The sequence below is a fragment of the Candidatus Sulfurimonas baltica genome (assembly GCF_015265455.1).
GTDB classification, from domain to species: Bacteria; Campylobacterota; Campylobacteria; order Campylobacterales; family Sulfurimonadaceae; genus Sulfurimonas; species Sulfurimonas baltica.
The window spans coordinates 2,012,009-2,029,561 of sequence record NZ_CP054492.1 but is presented as its reverse complement, the minus strand read 5'-3'; the positions used below and the strand labels follow the sequence as shown (position 1 = coordinate 2,029,561).

The window sequence follows — 17,553 nt, the reverse complement described above, 5'->3', positions numbered from 1 at the left end:
GTGTAAATTTTGCTAGTAATGTTTGGGATGAAGAGGTCGAAAGAATGTTGATATTGTTGAAATGAATGTTTACTAAAAGTTATTTAAACTAAGAGGGAAGCTGAGTTAGTCCCCAGAAAAGGGGATTTGTAAAAACCTATCTAAGGTTTTCGAATGGTGCAGTTACAACTGTTTTACGAGTTACAGTATATGGAACTAATGCTGCTGCACGAGCTCTTTTAATAACTGTTGATATCATGTCTTGGTGACGTTTACAGTTACCTGTTAAACGACGAGGCATGATTTTATATCTCTCTGAAAGTGAAAAACGTAGTGCTCCTACATCTTTATAATCCATGAAATCTACTTTTGATTCACAATATTTACAAAATCTTTTTTTGTATTTTCTTCTTTCTGCCATGTTACTTCCTTTTGTTATCTAATTTCTAAAACGGAATTTCATCTTCATCTATGTCAATCACTGGAACAGAGTCGCTACTTGGCATTTGCTTAGAGTAAGCATTAGCATTTTGCTGAGCCGGCTGTTGATAGCTTTGTGGCTGCTGCTGATAGCTCGGTTGTTGATAACTTTGTTGCTGCTGAGGCTGATTCTGTTGACCTTGAGGTGCTTGATAATTACTACCGCCACCTTGGTTGTCACCTTTAGAATCTAACATCTGCATAGTCTCAACAACTACGGTATGCTTAGAGCGTTTCTGTCCATTTTGATCTACCCATTGATCAAAGTTAAGTCTACCTTCAACTAGGATTTTACTCCCTTTTCTAAGGTATTGGTTAGCAATCTCCGCGCTTCTTGCAAAGAATGTGATATCTACAAAACAGACTTCCTCTTTTTTCTCACCATTGGTAGTGAATTTTCGGCTTGTTGCTAGAGAAGTAGTTGCTATCCCCATTCCGCCTTGAGAGTATCTAAGTTCGATATCGCGAGTTAAGTTTCCAACCATAATAACTTTGTTATACATGAATATTCCTTATTTGTTTAGGCTATTGCCAATTACTCTGCTACTGCTACTTCAGCTTCTGCTGTTACTTCAGCTTCTGCTTCAACTTTAGCAGGCGCTGCTGCTTTCTTTTGAGCTTTTTGCACTAGTTGATTAAAAGCTACTACTTCACGGTTAGTATCATACTTGATAGTAACAAAACGAAGAATATCTTCATTAATGCGAAAGCGTCTCTCAATTTCAGTAATTGCTGATGGAGCAACTGAATAGTAGATAACATGGAAGTATCCACGCTCATTTTTATCAATAGAATATGCTAATTTTCTCATACCCATTGCGTCTGTTGTGGCAATTTCGCCACCGTTAGAAGTGATAACTTCTTCGATAGCAGTAATGCTAGCTTGAATTTCTTCTGCTGTTAGTGTCGGTTTTACGATTACTAGGTTTTCGTAATTTCTCATAGAGTAAACTCCCTTTGGTATTTTGTTTACATTTATACATAACGTACATGTAAGCTTTTGTTTCCCTTTCGGATCATAAATATATCATTTAATGTAATGATACAAAGAGAAAGGAACGCGGGATTATACATAAAATATACTTAATTTGTAATTATCTATTTTTGCTTGATGTAGAAATATGAATATATGTCAATATGCCATATTAATCTAAATGAGTTTACTTTTTAGATATAGTTTTATAATAAAAGACAGAAGTAGGATTTAAACTTAATGAGAAAAAGAAAAAATAAAAGTTCTAAAAAAAGTTCAAATATTTTAATGTACACAGCGTGGACCTTGGCAGTAATAGCAATAATCTTAGGTTCTCTTATAGCAGGGTACTACATAGGTTATGAAGAAGCCAAAGATAAAATGGTAAAAAAAGAGCTAAGAAAAGATAAAAAAAAATTGGAGATGCTTAGAAAGCTTGAGGCTGTTAGTGCACAAAAAGATAAAAGCAGCGTAAGCAGTCGTCTTAAAGAGGTGTTGAAAAAAGATGAGGAGAAAAAGCTAGATAAAGAACCAGAAATCAGCGTGAAGCACATCAGTGCGTCACATGAATATGATGATGAAACTTTACCCAATGCGCCAGAGAGAGAGGCAAAAATAGTTTTTACAAAACCAAAGTTGGCGATTATTATAGACGATGTGAGTGTAAAGTCACATGTGAACGCAATTAAGAGTCTAAATTTACCACTTACCATGTCTTTTCTGCCACCAAGTGAGTTTAGACCTAACTCGGCAATACTAGCTTCACATGAAAATTTTTATATGGTTCATTTGCCTATGGAAGCTAAGAGCTTTACAAAAGAGGAGCCATTTACTTTAAGAGTTGCTGATTCGCAGACAAAGATTTCTCAAAGAATTGCAAGTATAAAGAAACTGTTTCCAAACGTGAAATATATAAACAATCACACAGGAAGCAAATTTACATCTAACGAATTAGCTGTAAATAAACTAATCTATGCCCTGAAAAAACAAAATATAGACTTTATAGACAGCAGAACTATCGCTTCAACAAAAGTACCTGTTGTTATGAAAAATTATGGAAAAAAATATATGGCCAGAGATATATTTTTAGATCATGAATTGGAAAAAGAATACGTCAAAAAGCAGATTAAAGAAGCGATAAAAGTAGCAAAAGTACATGGAACTGCCATAGCCATAGGACATCCACATGCAAATACAATTATGGCACTGAGTGAATCAAAAAAACTTTTTGAGGATGTTGAGCTAGTCCTTATAGATAGACTGTATTAAAATGAATATAGTTGAAGATAAAATTGAAGAGCTTTCGTGCATGAAAAGCTATCCAAACCAGCTTTTTTATGATGGAAATCTTGAACTTTTAAAGCGAACCAAAATCTCAATTGTTGGAAGTCGAAGACCTACTAAATACTCCCGCTTTATGATTCAAAAACTAGCATCTCAATTGGCTAAAAATGGGATATGTGTTGTTAGTGGAGGAGCTATGGGTATTGATGCTGTTGCTCATAGTGGAGCTGGAGCTTTGCACACTATATCTGTATTGCCGTGCGGTGTTGACATTAGATATCCAGCGGTGAATAAAAACTTACTAAACGATATAAAAAACAATGGACTTTTACTGAGTCAATTTGATTCAGGTTTTTTGGCGACTCCTTGGAGCTTTGTTGTAAGAAATGAGCTTGTTGTGGCGCTTGGCGATGTTTTGGTTGTTGGTGAGGCTGAGCTGGGTAGTGGAACCATGAGAAGTGTTGAGTTTGCTTTAAAGATGGGGAAAGAGATTTATGTTCTTCCCCAACGACTAGGTGAGAGTGAAGCTACAAATAGACTGCTTAAGGATAATAAGGCAAAACTGATTTACGATATAGATGAATTTGCAGCGAGATTTTCTACATGTAAAGGTATACATGTAGAGAATAAAATAGACGATTTTTTAGAATTTTGTAACAATAATCCAACTTACGATGACGCTCTAAAGAAATATCCCAGCAGAGTTTTTGAAGCTGAACTAAACGGTGATATTGAGATTAGAAATGGACTACTTTTTTTAACTTAATTTTTTTGTAAGCAACCCTTTTGTTTTTTATAAAATTGTAAATTTAAAGCTACCGAACGATTACCAATTAGATTCCAAGTCAAGTTTATAATTTAATCAGAAGGTCCAATTAAATTATAAGCATGGCATCGCCATAGGAGTAAAATCTATACTTGTTTTCTATAGCGACTCTATAGAGTTCTTGAGCCTTGTCTACACCTACGAAAGATGCAACTAACATAAGTAAAGTTGATTTTGGAAGATGAAAATTTGTAAGTAGATGATTTACTCTTAACGGTTTGTTGTTTGGGTGTAAAAAGAGGTTGGCCTCTCCTCTTTGCATAGATGTATTCCTCGCATAAAACTCTATGGTTCTTGTTGAAGTTGTTCCAACACTGAGTATTGGTATATCAGAATCGAGTAACTTTTTTGCTTTGTCTGAAATATCATAATATTCTGAGTGCATTGGGTGGTCTGTTATGGTCTCTGCTTCAACAGGCTTGAAGGTTCCGCTTCCTACATGTAGAGTTACAAAAGCGTGATCAAATGCTGAACAAACTCTTTTGTGTTGCTCATGTGTAAAGTGTAAAGATGCAGTTGGTGCAGCAACTGCTCCCTCATTCACTGCAAATACGCTTTGGTACTCACTCTCATCCTCTTTGTTGTCTTCTCTTTGAATATATGGAGGTAGCGGTACATGACCAATCTTGTCTATAATAGGAAGTAATTCTTCAAACCTTAGGAGTTTATCATCACTAAAAAAATGGACAACTCTGCTTCCGTCATCATTTAACTCTTTTACTTGTGCAACTAAATTTTTACAAATATTTTTTGTTTCATCTGTAAAGAAAATTTTAGAATCTATTTTTACTTTTCCTCGTATGTACACATTCACATCATGGGCATTGAGTGCTCTGTTTATAAGCAGTTCAAGTTTACCGCCGCTTGACTTTTTGCCAAAAAGTCTGGCTTTTATAACCTTCGTATCATTAAATATAAGTGCACATTTTTTGGGAATAAACTTTTCAAAATCAGAGAAAACAGAATGTGTAATTTCATCTGTAGCTCTGTTGTATACCAAAAGTTTAGCGCTGTCTCTGGGTGAGGCTGGGTGAGTAGCTATAAGTTCACTAGGAAGTGTGAAGTTATAGCTGGAGGTTAAGTATTCTTTTTGAGACATCTATATTTTGCCTGTATCACACATCTTATTTTTGCTCTTCAAACAAATGAATTTTTGAATCTGGCTTGGATTCATTCTTTTAGTCTAAATCTTTGTTTATTGCTTTAAGCTCATCAAATAAGTCTACTTCTTCTTCATTCTCATCCTCTTCTTCAAGAGGCGGGGCAGGGTTTACTACTCTAACAATAAGAATAGAAAAACCGTAAAGAATCACAAGCGGTCCAGCCATTAGTAGCTGCGTTAGTACATCAGGAGGTGTTAGCATCGCTGCAACAATAAATATGATAACTACTGCGTATTTGAAAAAATCTCTCATCATTCTATCATCGATCATACCTAGTAAAGCTAGAAAATATGCAAAAATAGGGAGTTCAAAAGCTATTCCAAAACCAAACATAATTTTTGTGAAAAAACCAACATAATCTTCTATATTAATAAGTGGAGTAAACTTGAAACTACCAAAGGTAATTAAAAAATCAAAGCCAAAAGGTGTAACAACATAGTATGCAAATAAAACTCCTAGAGCAAACATGATTGTTCCACCTAGAATAAAAGGGATAATCATCTTTTTTTCATTAGCATACAGAGCAGGAGCAATAAACATCCAGATTTGAGCTAGAATGATTGGCAAAGCACCTACAATAGCAGCAAAGAAAGAAACTTTTAGCGCAACGAAAAAAGCACCGCCAATTTGACTGGTTGTTACCTTGCCATCTACTGCGTAGTTGACACCGCTAGCAGCATCCGCTATAGATTTTTTACCAACTTCTATTAGCGCATTGTTTAGTGGTTCAACCATCCAGTTTAAGATTGGTTCATGAAAGTAAAACATAACAAAAAACATAACAATAAGGCTAGCAACTGATATGCCTAGTCTTTTTCTTAGCTCAACTAAGTGGGGCTTTATTTCATCAAACATCTGTATCTTCTTTTATGGTGTCACTCTTTTTTTTCTTTACAAGAGTTACTTCTTCTGGTTTATTTTGCGTTGCTTGAGTAGTATCTTTTGGTTTATCAAAGAAGCCATCATCCGAATGTGAATCATCATCATCTAGTGTTGTTAATTTTGCAGCCATACTTTTAATGTCGGTTGCACTTTTTACTTTGTTGCTTGCATCAAGCAACTCTTTTTTATATGAAAGAGCTTCTTCTTTCATCTCTTTAACATGCAACTCTTCTTCTAGAGACTCTTTCATTGAGCCAATAGTATTTTTAGCACTTCTTAAAAATTTTGCTATCTCAACCATAGCACTTGGTAGCTTATCCGGACCAAGAAACAAGATGGCGATAACAGCAATAATCATTATCTCTGTAAAACCCATACCAAACATAAAATATCCTCTGAATTATAAACTTTTATTTAAAGGTAGGAGTTTATCTAAAGAATAATTAAATTACGATATAAACAGTGTAATCTCATCAGCTAAAAGATAATCTATGTTGTAAAAAGTGCCATTTTTAAAAGTTAACTTCTCCTCATTGAGTAAAAGATTCGCTTTTGCTAGCTCATTTTTATTTAAAATATTTTCATTAACACCAATGCAAGAGCGAAGTCCTAAAAATATTTGTTCAATTTTTTTGTCTTCGGGAGTTAATATTTCTATTTTTATATCAAGTGGATTTATAATGTAATTCTCTAAATCACAAGTAGGATAAAATCTTTGCAAATCAAGCTTTCCAACGGCGCCGCTTCCTAATCCTATATAGTCTTTATATTTCCAGTAGCCGAGGTTATGGGAACTTGCGTATGAGCCAAAATTACTTATCTCGTATTGCTTTAAGCCGCTATCTTGCAACTCTTTAAAAAGCCATTTTGTAAGTTTAATAGTCTCTTTTGACATGTGAGGTTTTAACTCAAAAGGAGTTCCCTCTTCTATTGTTAAAGCATAAGCGCTTAAGTGGTTTATTGGTAAAGAAAAAGCAGTTTTTATATCGTTTGACAATAGCTCTTTCGTATCGCCAAGGGTTGCATATATTAAATCCAGAGAAATGTTTTTAAAACCGATATCTTTGGCATTTTTAACTGCTTCTATAGCTTGGGTCTTTGTATGGGCACGATTAAGAAGTTTGAGTTTATCTTTGTTAAAACTCTGCACACCAAAGCTTAAGCGGTTTATGCCAAGGTCGTACATCCCTTTTAGCCACTCCGGTGTTGCACTGTTAGGATTGGCTTCGGAGGTTATTTCTATGTCAGGTTTTAAATATGGGTTTATAACTTTAAAAATATTCTTATATAAGCTAGGCTCTATAGTTGATGGTGTACCGCCACCTATAAAAACAGACTCTATCTCTTTTTCTTGGACATTAAACCTTTTTAGTTCATAATCTAGCTGAACAGAGAGGGCTTTCATGTACTGTTGTTTGAGATGAAACTTGTCAACATATGAGTTAAATGCACAATAAGAACATTTTGAATCACAAAATGGAATGTGAATATAGAGTAGCATCTTTCCTCATTTGTTAAAGTGTTAGTTTATATTTTATTTTGAAACACTGTTTAGAGTTTCAATAATCTCATCCATTTTATTACTAATGAGGCTAACTTCGTCTGAAATATCATTTACTTCACTAGCATTAGAATTTAGTGACTCAGAAGTCTCAGAAATAGATTGAATTAATACATTTGTGGTTGCTGAAGTCTCAGCTAAACTTTTTTGTGTTCTTTCAGCCAGTTTTCTGACTTCATCAGCAACAACCGCAAATCCACGTCCATGTTCGCCGGCACGGGCTGCTTCTATAGCGGCATTCAATGCAAGTAAATTAGTTTGGTCTGCTATATCGCCAATAGTTGCCAAAATTGCCTTTGTCTCATTAGCATTTGAGACAAGAGTCTGAAGATTATCAACCATCTCATTCTCTTTTTGAGAAACGGTGTGTATTCTGCCTACAGTTGTGTGAATCATGTTTTTTAAATCTGCAATCGTGCTGTTTGTCAGCTCTTCAATAGTTTTATTCAACTCATTGGAAGTTTTTACAATTTGGTTTTGTTTGTTTATATTTTCTTCTTCCATCCCTTGAAGTGCTTCACCAAGGCTGTTTATATTGTTAAGCAAGGCTGCCATTTTAGCTTCAACGTTTACCTCGCTTCTTGATGTAAAAGAACCGTCTGAGAACTTTTGAAGAGTTGCTATCGCATTGTCAAGATTTTTCTCAGAAGCATCAATCATATTATTCATGCTGTTTCTAAGTACATGCACATAGGGTGTTTTACTGTCAGAAATAACCCTGCAGTTATAATGCCCTTTAGAGATCTTGTCTGCTAAAAGCACCATTTCACCGGCAATTTTTGTATCTTCTAGTACAGAATTTTGATAACTAGTTACTATCTCATTGAAGTTTAGTTCAGCTTCATCTGTAGCGTTTTTATTTATCTCTACTTTGTTTCTTTCAAACTTCATTACTTCAACTAATTCTAATCTTTTTTTGTTTAGCTCTGTAGAACTAGCTGAAGTTACTGCAGAGTTTAAAATAACTGCTGCTATAAAAGTTATTGCAACTATAACTGCTTGAATTATGGATGAATCAGTTAAAAATAAAGAGGCCATAAGCATGGCGAAAAGCACAGCTAGTACGATGTTTTTTTGTGTTGTGTTAATATTCATAAGGCAATTTCCTATTTTAAAGTTTTATAGTGTTTTTCAATTTCTTCTATCTCGTTTTTTGAAGGCTTTCTTCTGCAAGAGAGATATGTTTGTTGCTTTGTTTGCGGGTCGATAGAGGAAAATACTGTTGCATATACCCAGTAAAATCCACCATCTTTGGTTCTGTTTTTTACATAACCAGTCCACACTTTACCATTTTTTACTGTTTCCCATAAGGACTTGAAAGCAGCCTTTGGCATATCCGGATGTCTTACAATGTTGTGCGGCTTGCCGATCAGCTCCTCTAGCGTATACCCTGCAACTTTGCAAAAATCATCATTGGCAAAAAGTATATTCCCCTTCGCATCTGTCTGCGATACTAAAAAATCATTTGATTTTAATACATATTCCTGCATCTTAGTAAACTCTCCATAAATATAAATTTCGACATTATATTGTACTTTATCTTTGTTAAAGTATGAAAAAATTATTTTTAAAAAATAATAAAGAAAAGAATTAGTTTATTTTAATCGCATATTATGTATAATCGCCTTAATTATTACGCAGGTGCTTTTATGAGTAAAAAAGATTTATATCGTCCAAATGTTGCAATGATAATTGTTTCAAATAATTATCCTCAAAAAAAAGAGATCTTTTTGGCACAGAGAAATGACTTACGCGATGTTTGGCAGTTTCCTCAAGGTGGGATTGATGAGGGGGAAGAGGTTCAAGAGGCTCTTTTCCGTGAACTTGAGGAGGAGATTGGAACTAATAAAGTTAAGATAGTTTCGGAGTACCCGGAGTGGATTTCCTATGATTTTCCTCCAAGAATTGCTGAAAATATGAAGCCTTATGTTGGGCAAAAACAGAGATATTTTTTAGTTAAATTAAAAAAAAGCGCAATAATCGATATAAATACTTCTCATCCGGAATTTAGTGACTATAAGTTTGTAGATATAGATGAGGTTTTAGAGTTGAGTGCTAGTTTTAAGCAGAATGTGTATGAAGTTGTAATAAAATTTTTTAAAAATGAGGGGTTTTTGTAGATGCTGATAGTGCAAAAATTTGGTGGAACGAGTGTGGGTGATTTGAGTCGCATACAAAATGTAGCTAATCGTGTAGCTGAGACTAAAAAAGCTGGACATGACGTGGTTGTAGTTGTTTCTGCTATGAGTGGCGAGACAAATAAGCTGGTGGGGTATGCTGAGCATTTTTCATCCAATCCATCAAGAGCTGAGATGGATATGTTGCTAAGTTCAGGGGAGAGAGTGACAGCTTCACTCCTCTCTATTGCGCTCAATGAGATGGGGTTCGCATCAGTTGCGATGAGTGGAAGAAAAGCTGGGATTGTGACAGATAGTATTCACACCAAAGCTCGAATAGAAGAGATAAACCCAGATGCTATGAATAGTGCTATCAAAGAGGGTAAAATTATTGTAGTTGCTGGTTTTCAGGGTGTAAACGAAAATGGTGATGTAACAACTCTCGGTCGCGGGGGAAGCGATTTGAGTGCAGTTGCAATTGCTGGAGCTATTAAAGCAGATTTATGCGAGATATACACAGATGTTAGTGGCATTTACACAACGGACCCTCGCATAGAACCAAAAGCAAAAAAACTTGACATAATCTCATATGATGAGATGTTGGAGTTAGCAAGTTTAGGTGCGAAAGTGCTTCAGAATCGATCAGTAGAATTAGCAAAAAAATTAAATGTAAATTTAGTAACAAGAACAAGCTTCTCAAACGAAGAGGGGACATTAATAACTAAGGAAGAAAATATTATGGAAAAACCTTTAGTAAGCGGAATCGCACTAGATAAAGACCAGGCTCGTATCTCTTTAATGGGCGTGGCAGACAGACCTGGAATCGCTTCAGAAATATTTAATAAATTGGCTAAGGCAGAAGTGAACATAGATATGATCATTCAAAATAAAGGACATGACGATACAACGAACATAGACTTTACAGTACCAAAAGGTGATTTGCATGATGCAAAAACTGTTGTGCATGCATTTATTAAAAGTGGTGAGATTAAAGATGACTCTTACAACGAAAAGATTTGTAAGGTTTCTGTGGTTGGTGTCGGAATGAAGTCACATGCAGGCGTAGCAGCTAAAGCATTTTCGGCTATGGCAGCAGAAAATATAAATATAAATATGATTTCAACATCAGAGATAAAAGTCTCTATGATTATAGATGAAAAGTATGCAGAACTTGCTGTTAGAAGTCTTCACAACGCGTACGAGTTAGATAAATAATAAATGCAAGATTTTGCACAGTGGAGCTTAGATACCATTAGGGAAGAAGGTAGTAGTTTTAGTTGGTTGGAAGAGCAGAGATTTGACTGGGCAACGACAACTTCGCAAGCCTTGGAACAAATATTAAACGGCAAAACAATTATTTTAATAACCGATAGAAATAGAAAATGGTTAGAGACCTATATACTTTGTTTGATTAATGGAGAAAGACAGGAGCGCCCGCTTATCCCTATTATCAGTATTGACAGCATGTACAAACACTACAATGGCGTAAGCGGTAGTGAGATGATAAATGTTGTCGAAGATATGATTTCACTTTCACATAAGCAGGACTATTTTTTTTGGTACATTGGCAAAGGTGATGATAAAAGAGCAGATATAGCCAAAAGAAAAGACAACAGCTATTTTTGGATTTTTGATGAAGATTACCTAAATGCTTTTAATCTAAGGTCATATGACAAGTCTCTTGATATTAAGCTATTGCAGCTTTACCGTCTTTTTGATGCATCTCTAAATTCAGCGATGTTTGGAGAGGTAGATGTTAATTCATGAATCTAAAAAAGGGTACATATTAATCTCTACAGAGATACAAGCAGAGTTTGAAAGGCTATCTCAAGAACTTAAGCCAAACCGTGTTGTAGGTTTTATAGAAGATGACTTTAAGATAGAACATGCAAAAGCTGTTGTGGCCGAAGCTTATATAAGTGAAGCTCAAACTAAATATATTATTATAGGCTCATCAAGTTTCACTAACGTTGCACAAAATTCACTTCTAAAGGTTTTAGAAGAACCTCCAAAAAATATAGAGTTTATAATTATCTCCCCTACAAAATCAAATCTGCTTCCAACAGTTCGCTCAAGATTACCTATTGTAAAAGGTAAAATAATTCACAGCGTGCAAAATATAGAACTAAATCTTGCAAAGATTGACTATGCAGAAGTTTTTGCGTTTTTAAAAGCCAATGCCAGAATAACAAAATCAGATGCTAAAACTCTAGTTGAAGCACTTTACTATCGTGCTACTGTCGTAGATATGTTGATACTCTCAATCTCTCAACTAGATAATTTTGATAGAGCATATAGGCTTTTAGAGCTAAACTCAAGACCACAAAGTGTGCTAGCTCTTATACTGATGAGTTTTGTAGGAGATAAAAATGCAGGTTAATAAACTATCAAACTCTATTGATGCTAAAAAGTATTTAAACAATCTTGGAGTAGACAGCGGCGGAGTGAACATACTCTCTTCAAAGATGTCACATCATATTATCTATATAAAAGAGCTACATGTAGGCGGTGCAAATATACTAAAACAAGATGCTCTCAGCATAGGAGCTGACTTGGCCGTGCCTCGTGGGACAGTCATCGCTAAAACTCCACATGTAGATTGTATTCTCATCGCTACAACTGCTCAGTTGAAAACTCTTAGTAAAAAAGAGTTGGCTCAGCCCTTTGGACTAAAAGAACTGGCTAGTAAACTGCAAGATATATTAAAAGTTGTAAAGCCTTTACATGTAGATGTTATGGGTGTAATAAATGCTAACGACGATAGCTTTTTTTCTGGTTCTAGATTTAATGGAAGTGATGCAATAAATAAAATAGAGCAGATGATAGAAGATGGCGCGCAAATTATAGATATCGGCGGGGTTTCATCTGCTCCAAACTCTTTACATGTAGAGAGTGACGAAGAGCTAAGAAGAGTAAAACCAATAATTGATGTGATTAAAAAAGAGAAACTTTATGAAAAAGTAAAGTTTAGCATCGACAGCTATGAGCCAAAGGTAATCTCCTATGCCCTTGATGGCGGTTTTAAAATAGTTAATGATATTACAGGTTTAGAAAATGATGAGGTCTGTAAACTTTGCGCATCCTACAATGCTACTGCCGTTATAATGCATATGCAGGGTTCTCCTCAAACAATGCAGAAGAATCCTCAATATGAAGATATTTTAAGTGACGTTTACTTATTCTTGGAAAATAGAATTAAAAAAGTTGAATCTTTTGGAGTAAACGATATTATTGTCGATATAGGGATTGGATTTGGTAAAACTCTAGAAGACAATCTTATATTGATTAAGCATTTAGAACACTTTTTAACTCTAAACAAACCTATATTAGTAGGTGCTTCAAGAAAGTCAATGATAGATAAAATTTCATCCTCTTTACCGAATGATAGGCTTGCTGGAAGCTTGGCTTTGCATTTAGAAGCGGTTAAAAATGGGGCTTCTATGCTCCGTGTTCATGATGTAAAAGAGCACATACAAGCTATAAAAGTTCAACGAGCAATAGATAGTATTTAAAGGGCATATATATATGAAATTTCCAATAATCGGAGACATAGCAAGTAAATCGGTAATATTTATTGATGTTAAAAGTTCAATGTCAGATGCGATAGAGATGATGTTTAAGAACGGACATAGAAATATAATAATAAAAGATAATGATGTTTTTCGTATTTTGACTGTTGTTGATATTTTAAACATACAATCTAAAAACATAGATTTAGAAGCTCCAATAAAAGATTTTAAATTATCAATAGTTCCTACGATAAATAGATATAAAAATGTCTTAGATACAATAGAATTTTTAAATGGCAGTGTAGAGTATATATGTGTAACAAATGAAGATGGCTCGTTATATGGATTAGTTACTCATACTGATATTACAAGCAATATTGATCCAGATACACTTATGGATAACTACCGTCTACATGATCTTTTAAGACTTGGCAGTAGAATGAAGTGGGTAAATAAAGATGATAAAACATCTACATTACTCAGCGAAATGACTTCAAGCTCATTCGATAATGTAATTGTTGTTGAAGATTCAAGGCCTCTTGGTATATTAACAACAAAAGATGTTATGAAACTAATAAAAGATAGTAAAAAGCTTGATTTGCCTATTAGTACATATATGTCATCACCGGTTAATACTATAAACAAAAGCGCTTCTATTAAAGAGGCTCTTGATTTTATAAAACAAATGCATTATAAAAGAGTCGTAGTTGTTGATGATGAAGGGCTTTTAGTTGGAATAGTTTCACAAAAAGAACTAATATCTTTGACATACTCAAGATGGGCTATGCTTATGAAAGAGTATCATGAAGAGCTTACAGAGATAAACTCAATGCTGGAAAATAAAAACAGAGAATATGCGGAGATGGCTTCAACAGACTCTTTGACCGGATTATACAATCGTCATAAGTTTAGTGAACTTTTTCTCTCATCATATGCATCGATGACACAAAGAGAGAATGATATGTCTTTGATAATTTTGGATATAGACTATTTTAAAAAAATAAATGATAATTTTGGTCATAATGCCGGTGATAAAGTTCTTATTCAAGTCTCTCATTCACTGTTAAAAACCTTAAGAAATTTAGATATTATTTGTAGATGGGGAGGAGAGGAGTTTGTTATTCTTCTTCCAACTGCAAGTCTAGAGAAGGGTGTATACTTGGCAGAAAAATTAAGAATATACATACAAGAACTAGATTTAGGAGTTATTGGTAAAATAAGTGCCAGTTTTGGAGTCTCACAGGTAATAGAGGGTGATAGTATGGAGAGTGTTGTTGAAAGAGCAGATAAAGCTCTGTATTTAGCTAAAAGCTCTGGAAGAAATTGTGTTAAAACGGAGTCAGATTTATAAACCAGTATTTAACATAAGGAAAAATTATGAGAGATTTAAAAACTATATTAGCTGCAATTCACATGACAACTTTAGATGAGGAAGTTATAAAAAGAGCCCTTTTAATAGCGAGAGAAACTAACGCGCAACTACACTTTGTTTATGCTATAGATATACCGGTTATGGACATAGAGATAACATCTGAATTTTTAAAGCGCGAGTTCGATAAAGATGCTATAAAAAAAGAGACACTCAACAAAATTGATGCACTAAATTTGTATAAAGGCGTTAAATATATAGTTCATATAACTATAGGAGATGCTGTTGAACAAGTAATACATATAGCAGAAAAAATTAAAGCTGATTTAGTAGTTATTGGTTCTACCTCAAAAGCAAAAATTGAAGAATATTACCTTGGGTCAACATCACAAAAAATAGCACAAGAGGGTGGATACCCTGTTTTAGTTGTTAAAAATAATGTAGAGGGCAGCTATAAAAATATTTTAGCAACAACAAACTTTTCTGACTCATCAAAAAAAAGTGTCTTATTTGCACAAATAGCATTTAAATCTTCACCTATATCTCTGTTACATGCTTATAAAGATTTAGATGATTTAACAATAAACTATTATAAAATAGGATCAGAAAAAAGTGTAAATAATCAAGAATTTCTTGGTCGTCCACATGCAGATATTTTTAAACAAGATGTGGGAATAAAAAAACTTGATATTATTAAAAGCTCATCATCCATAGATAAGAGTTTATTGGAGTATATAAAAAATAAAAAAAGTGACCTTATTGTTATTGGTTCAAGTGGATCTGATATAGCCGGCTCTTTTTTGAGCTCAACAGCAACTTATTTACTAAGAAAGACTTTATCGGATGTTCTTATTTACATCCCTCTGAATAAATAATAAGATATTTTACTTAAAGGGGATACGATGGAAAAACATGAAGAGTTACCAACAGAACACGAAGACGCTTTAATCGCTTTTTTACATAAAATTATAAAAGTAGCCGTAAAAATATTGGCAGTACTGATGGTGCTTGTAATCTTTTGGGGTGTTGCTGATGTTGTTTATGTGCTTTATGAACACTTATCAAGCCCGCCATTTATGCTACTTGGAATTTCAGATATATTTAAAACATTTGCTGCTTTTCTTGCTGTCCTTATTGCAATAGAAATTTATCAAAATATTGTTTTGTATTTAAGAACAGATGTTGTTCCACTAAAACTAGTTATTGCAACAGCTTTGATGGCAATTGCTAGAAAAGTAATTATTATTGATTTTGAAACTGTTACCTACATGTATATTTTTGCAACAGCATCAGTTGTTTTAGCTCTGGGTATTACCTATTATCTTATAGGGAAGCATCATAAGGAAAGATTAACAGACGAAAGAAAATAAGGGTGTTGTGATTATAGTAATTGCGAAATGGAACGTGCCCATTTCGCATTCAAGTAGTAAATTATTCTATTTCAGCGTCTATAACATCTTCGTCATTTTTCTTCTTTTTTTGGTCAGCTTCACCAGCTTCTGCGCCTTCTTCTTTTTTGTACATCTGCTCAGCCATTTTATGAGAAGCTTCAGTTAATACTTTTACTTTTTCTTCAATTTGCTCTTTAGTTGCAGACCCATCTTTTAGAGTATCTTTTAATTCAGTTACTGCAGTTTCGATTGCTACTTTCTCTTCAGCACTTATCTTATCGCCAATCTCACCTAAAGATTTTTCAGTTTGAGCAATCAGTGCATCAGCCTGATTTTTAAGATCAACTAACTCTTTTCTTTTTGAATCTTCAGCCTTATGCTCTTCAGCATCTTGAACCATTTTATTGATCTCTTCTTCGCTTAACCCTGATGATCCAGAGATGGTGATTGATTGAGATTTACCAGTACCTTTATCAGTCGAGCTAACAGTTAAAATACCGTTTGCATCGATGTCAAAAGTTACTTCGATTTGTGGAACACCTCTTGGAGCTGCTGCAATATTACCTAGTTCAAATAGACCTAAAGATTTGTTATCTTTAGCGAATTCTCTCTCGCCTTGACCTACTGAAATACTAACAGCTGGCTGGTTGTCTTCTGCAGTTGAGAAAACTTGAGATTTTTTAACAGGAATAGTTGTACCTTTTTCAATAATTTTAGTCATAACTCCACCTAAAGTCTCAATACCAAGTGATAATGGAGTAACATCTAAAAGAAGAACATCTTTAACATCTCCTCTAAGAACACCACCTTGAATAGCAGCACCAGCAGCAACAACTTCGTCAGGATTTACACTTTTGTTAAGTGTTTTGCCGCCAAAGTATGCTGAAACCATCTCTTGAGCTTTTGGTACACGAATTGAACCACCAACCATGATAATCTCTTTGATATCACTGTTTTGTAAGCCAGACTCTTTCATAGCTGTTTTGATATGGTCGATAGTCTCTTCTACTAATTTTTCAATCATACCTTCAAATTTAGCACGAGTAAGTTTAATAACAAGATGTTGAGGTCCAGCTTCTGTCATAGTGATAAACGGTAGGTTTATCTCTGTTTCAGTAGATGAGCTTAACTCTTTTTTAGCATTTTCAGCAGCATCTTTTAGACGTTGTAGAGCCATTTTGTCATTTTTAAGATCTATACCGTGTGTATTTTTGAACTCAGCATTTAAAAAATCAACGATTTTATTATCAAAATCATCACCACCTAAAAATGCATTACCATCAGTTGAAAGAACTTCAAAAGTACCGTCAGAGATCTCTAAAACAGTAACATCAAATGTTCCACCACCAAGGTCGTATACAAGTACATTCTCTTCAGCTTTACTCTCTAAACCATAAGCAAGTGCAGAAGCAGTTGGCTCATTTATAATACGAAGAACATTAAGACCGGCAATAGTACCTGCGTCTTTTGTTGCTTTTCTCTGTGCATCATTAAAGTATGCCGGAACTGTGATAACTGCATCAGTTACAGTTGAACCTAGATAAGCTTCAGCATCTTCTTTTAGTTTAGAAAGAATCTTAGCAGAAATCTCTTGTGGAGTGTAGATTTTACCAGCTACATCAACAGCAGCCATTCCATCTTTATCTACTATGTTGTAAGTTACTTTATCGTGAGCCGCTTTAGCATTCTCTTCACTCATCATAAGACCCATAATTCTCTTGATTGAAGAGATAGTCTTGTTTGGGTTTGTGATAGCTTGACGCTTTGCAGGATCTCCAACTAAAACTTCACCTTTATCTGTAAATGCTACTACTGATGGAGTAGTATTTTTACCCTCTTTGTTTGGGATGATTTTCGCTTCACCACCCTCGTAAACTGCTACACATGAATTTGTTGTTCCTAAATCTATACCAATTACTTTACTCATTATAATTTCCTTAATTTTATTTCATAAAATGAAGCAAATTCATTCGCTCCATCTATTAGTCCGTGAAAGGAACTAGTCCCTTTCACTCCGCT

At 34.4% G+C, this 17,553-nt stretch carries 20 protein-coding genes; 10 read left to right on the top strand and 10 right to left on the bottom strand.

Features of this window, described 5'->3' with window-relative positions:
* Positions 1-136: 136 nt before the first annotated feature.
* From rpsR to rpsF, 3 genes are read right to left on the bottom strand one after another with little or no spacing between them, the layout of a single operon-like run.
* Positions 137-400, bottom strand: a complete 264-nt coding sequence (gene rpsR, locus HUE88_RS10195; protein ID WP_194368709.1) for a 30S ribosomal protein S18 — start codon at positions 398-400, stop codon at positions 137-139.
* Positions 401-425: 25 nt separating this feature from the next.
* Positions 426-962 (bottom strand): single-stranded DNA-binding protein, encoded by a 537-nt coding sequence (locus tag HUE88_RS10190; RefSeq protein WP_194368706.1) that lies wholly within the window; start codon positions 960-962, stop codon positions 426-428.
* A 32-nt stretch (positions 963-994) separates the two neighbouring features.
* The gene (gene rpsF, locus HUE88_RS10185; protein WP_194368704.1) at positions 995-1,402 is read right to left on the bottom strand and encodes a 30S ribosomal protein S6; all 408 of its coding nucleotides are present in this window, start codon (positions 1,400-1,402) and stop codon (positions 995-997) included.
* A 270-nt stretch (positions 1,403-1,672) separates the two neighbouring features.
* On the opposite strand from rpsF, the gene HUE88_RS10180 reads away from it, so the two are divergent.
* Both HUE88_RS10180 and HUE88_RS10175 read left to right on the top strand, forming a co-directional pair.
* Entirely contained in the window at positions 1,673-2,701 is a 1,029-nt protein-coding gene (locus HUE88_RS10180) for a divergent polysaccharide deacetylase family protein (protein ID WP_194368702.1), read from the top strand.
* Between the two features lies 1 nt (position 2,702).
* A complete protein-coding gene (locus HUE88_RS10175; protein WP_194368700.1) occupies positions 2,703-3,482 on the top strand; it encodes a DNA-processing protein DprA in 780 nt (259 codons plus the stop codon).
* Positions 3,483-3,591: 109 nt separating this feature from the next.
* Here HUE88_RS10175 and queA read toward each other — a convergent pair whose 3' ends face one another.
* From queA to HUE88_RS10145, 6 genes are all read right to left on the bottom strand, one after another.
* Positions 3,592-4,641 carry a tRNA preQ1(34) S-adenosylmethionine ribosyltransferase-isomerase QueA gene (gene queA, locus HUE88_RS10170; protein ID WP_194368698.1) on the bottom strand — a complete coding sequence of 350 codons (1,050 nt, stop codon included), beginning with the start codon at positions 4,639-4,641 and terminating at the stop codon, positions 3,592-3,594.
* A gap of 79 nt (positions 4,642-4,720) precedes the next feature.
* Entirely contained in the window at positions 4,721-5,560 is an 840-nt protein-coding gene (tatC, locus tag HUE88_RS10165; RefSeq protein ID WP_194368696.1) for a twin-arginine translocase subunit TatC, read from the bottom strand.
* Positions 5,553-5,972, bottom strand: coding sequence for a Sec-independent protein translocase protein TatB (gene tatB, locus HUE88_RS10160; protein WP_194368694.1), 420 nt, complete (start codon positions 5,970-5,972; stop codon positions 5,553-5,555). Before tatB ends, tatC begins: the two co-directional genes overlap by 8 nt.
* A gap of 63 nt (positions 5,973-6,035) precedes the next feature.
* Positions 6,036-7,088, bottom strand: a complete 1,053-nt coding sequence (gene hemW, locus HUE88_RS10155) for a radical SAM family heme chaperone HemW (RefSeq protein ID WP_194368692.1) — start codon at positions 7,086-7,088, stop codon at positions 6,036-6,038.
* A 33-nt stretch (positions 7,089-7,121) separates the two neighbouring features.
* Positions 7,122-8,243 carry a methyl-accepting chemotaxis protein gene (locus HUE88_RS14170; RefSeq protein WP_430733189.1) on the bottom strand — a complete coding sequence of 374 codons (1,122 nt, stop codon included), beginning with the start codon at positions 8,241-8,243 and terminating at the stop codon, positions 7,122-7,124.
* A gap of 11 nt (positions 8,244-8,254) precedes the next feature.
* Positions 8,255-8,638 carry a PAS domain-containing protein gene (locus HUE88_RS10145; RefSeq protein WP_194368690.1) on the bottom strand — a complete coding sequence of 128 codons (384 nt, stop codon included), beginning with the start codon at positions 8,636-8,638 and terminating at the stop codon, positions 8,255-8,257.
* Positions 8,639-8,797: 159 nt separating this feature from the next.
* On the opposite strand from HUE88_RS10145, the gene HUE88_RS10140 reads away from it, so the two are divergent.
* The 8 genes from HUE88_RS10140 to HUE88_RS10105 are packed head-to-tail and all read left to right on the top strand — an operon-like array spanning position 8,798 to position 15,513.
* On the top strand, positions 8,798-9,268 hold the full coding sequence (locus HUE88_RS10140; protein WP_194368688.1) for an RNA pyrophosphohydrolase: 471 nt from the start codon (positions 8,798-8,800) through the stop codon (positions 9,266-9,268).
* Positions 9,269-10,480: an aspartate kinase gene (locus HUE88_RS10135; protein ID WP_194368686.1), complete on the top strand. Its 1,212-nt coding sequence runs from the start codon at positions 9,269-9,271 to the stop codon at positions 10,478-10,480.
* A 3-nt stretch (positions 10,481-10,483) separates the two neighbouring features.
* Entirely contained in the window at positions 10,484-11,032 is a 549-nt protein-coding gene (locus tag HUE88_RS10130; protein WP_194368684.1) for a HobA family DNA replication regulator, read from the top strand.
* On the top strand, positions 11,019-11,645 hold the full coding sequence (locus tag HUE88_RS10125) for a DNA polymerase III subunit delta' (RefSeq protein ID WP_194368681.1): 627 nt from the start codon (positions 11,019-11,021) through the stop codon (positions 11,643-11,645). The genes HUE88_RS10130 and HUE88_RS10125 overlap by 14 nt, the downstream gene beginning before the upstream one ends.
* Positions 11,635-12,777, top strand: coding sequence for a dihydropteroate synthase (folP, locus tag HUE88_RS10120; RefSeq protein WP_194368679.1), 1,143 nt, complete (start codon positions 11,635-11,637; stop codon positions 12,775-12,777). The genes HUE88_RS10125 and folP overlap by 11 nt, the downstream gene beginning before the upstream one ends.
* A 13-nt stretch (positions 12,778-12,790) precedes the next feature.
* The gene (locus HUE88_RS10115) at positions 12,791-14,125 is read left to right on the top strand and encodes a diguanylate cyclase (RefSeq protein WP_194368677.1); all 1,335 of its coding nucleotides are present in this window, start codon (positions 12,791-12,793) and stop codon (positions 14,123-14,125) included.
* Between the two features lie 26 nt (positions 14,126-14,151).
* On the top strand, positions 14,152-15,018 hold the full coding sequence (locus HUE88_RS10110) for a universal stress protein (RefSeq protein WP_194368675.1): 867 nt from the start codon (positions 14,152-14,154) through the stop codon (positions 15,016-15,018).
* A 27-nt stretch (positions 15,019-15,045) separates the two neighbouring features.
* Positions 15,046-15,513 carry a phosphate-starvation-inducible PsiE family protein gene (locus tag HUE88_RS10105; RefSeq protein WP_194368672.1) on the top strand — a complete coding sequence of 156 codons (468 nt, stop codon included), beginning with the start codon at positions 15,046-15,048 and terminating at the stop codon, positions 15,511-15,513.
* Positions 15,514-15,574: 61 nt separating this feature from the next.
* On the opposite strand, the gene dnaK is transcribed toward HUE88_RS10105, so the two are convergent.
* Complete coding sequence (dnaK, locus tag HUE88_RS10100; protein WP_194368670.1) at positions 15,575-17,461, bottom strand: molecular chaperone DnaK; 1,887 nt, start codon at positions 17,459-17,461, stop codon at positions 15,575-15,577.
* Positions 17,462-17,553: the final 92 nt, after the last annotated feature.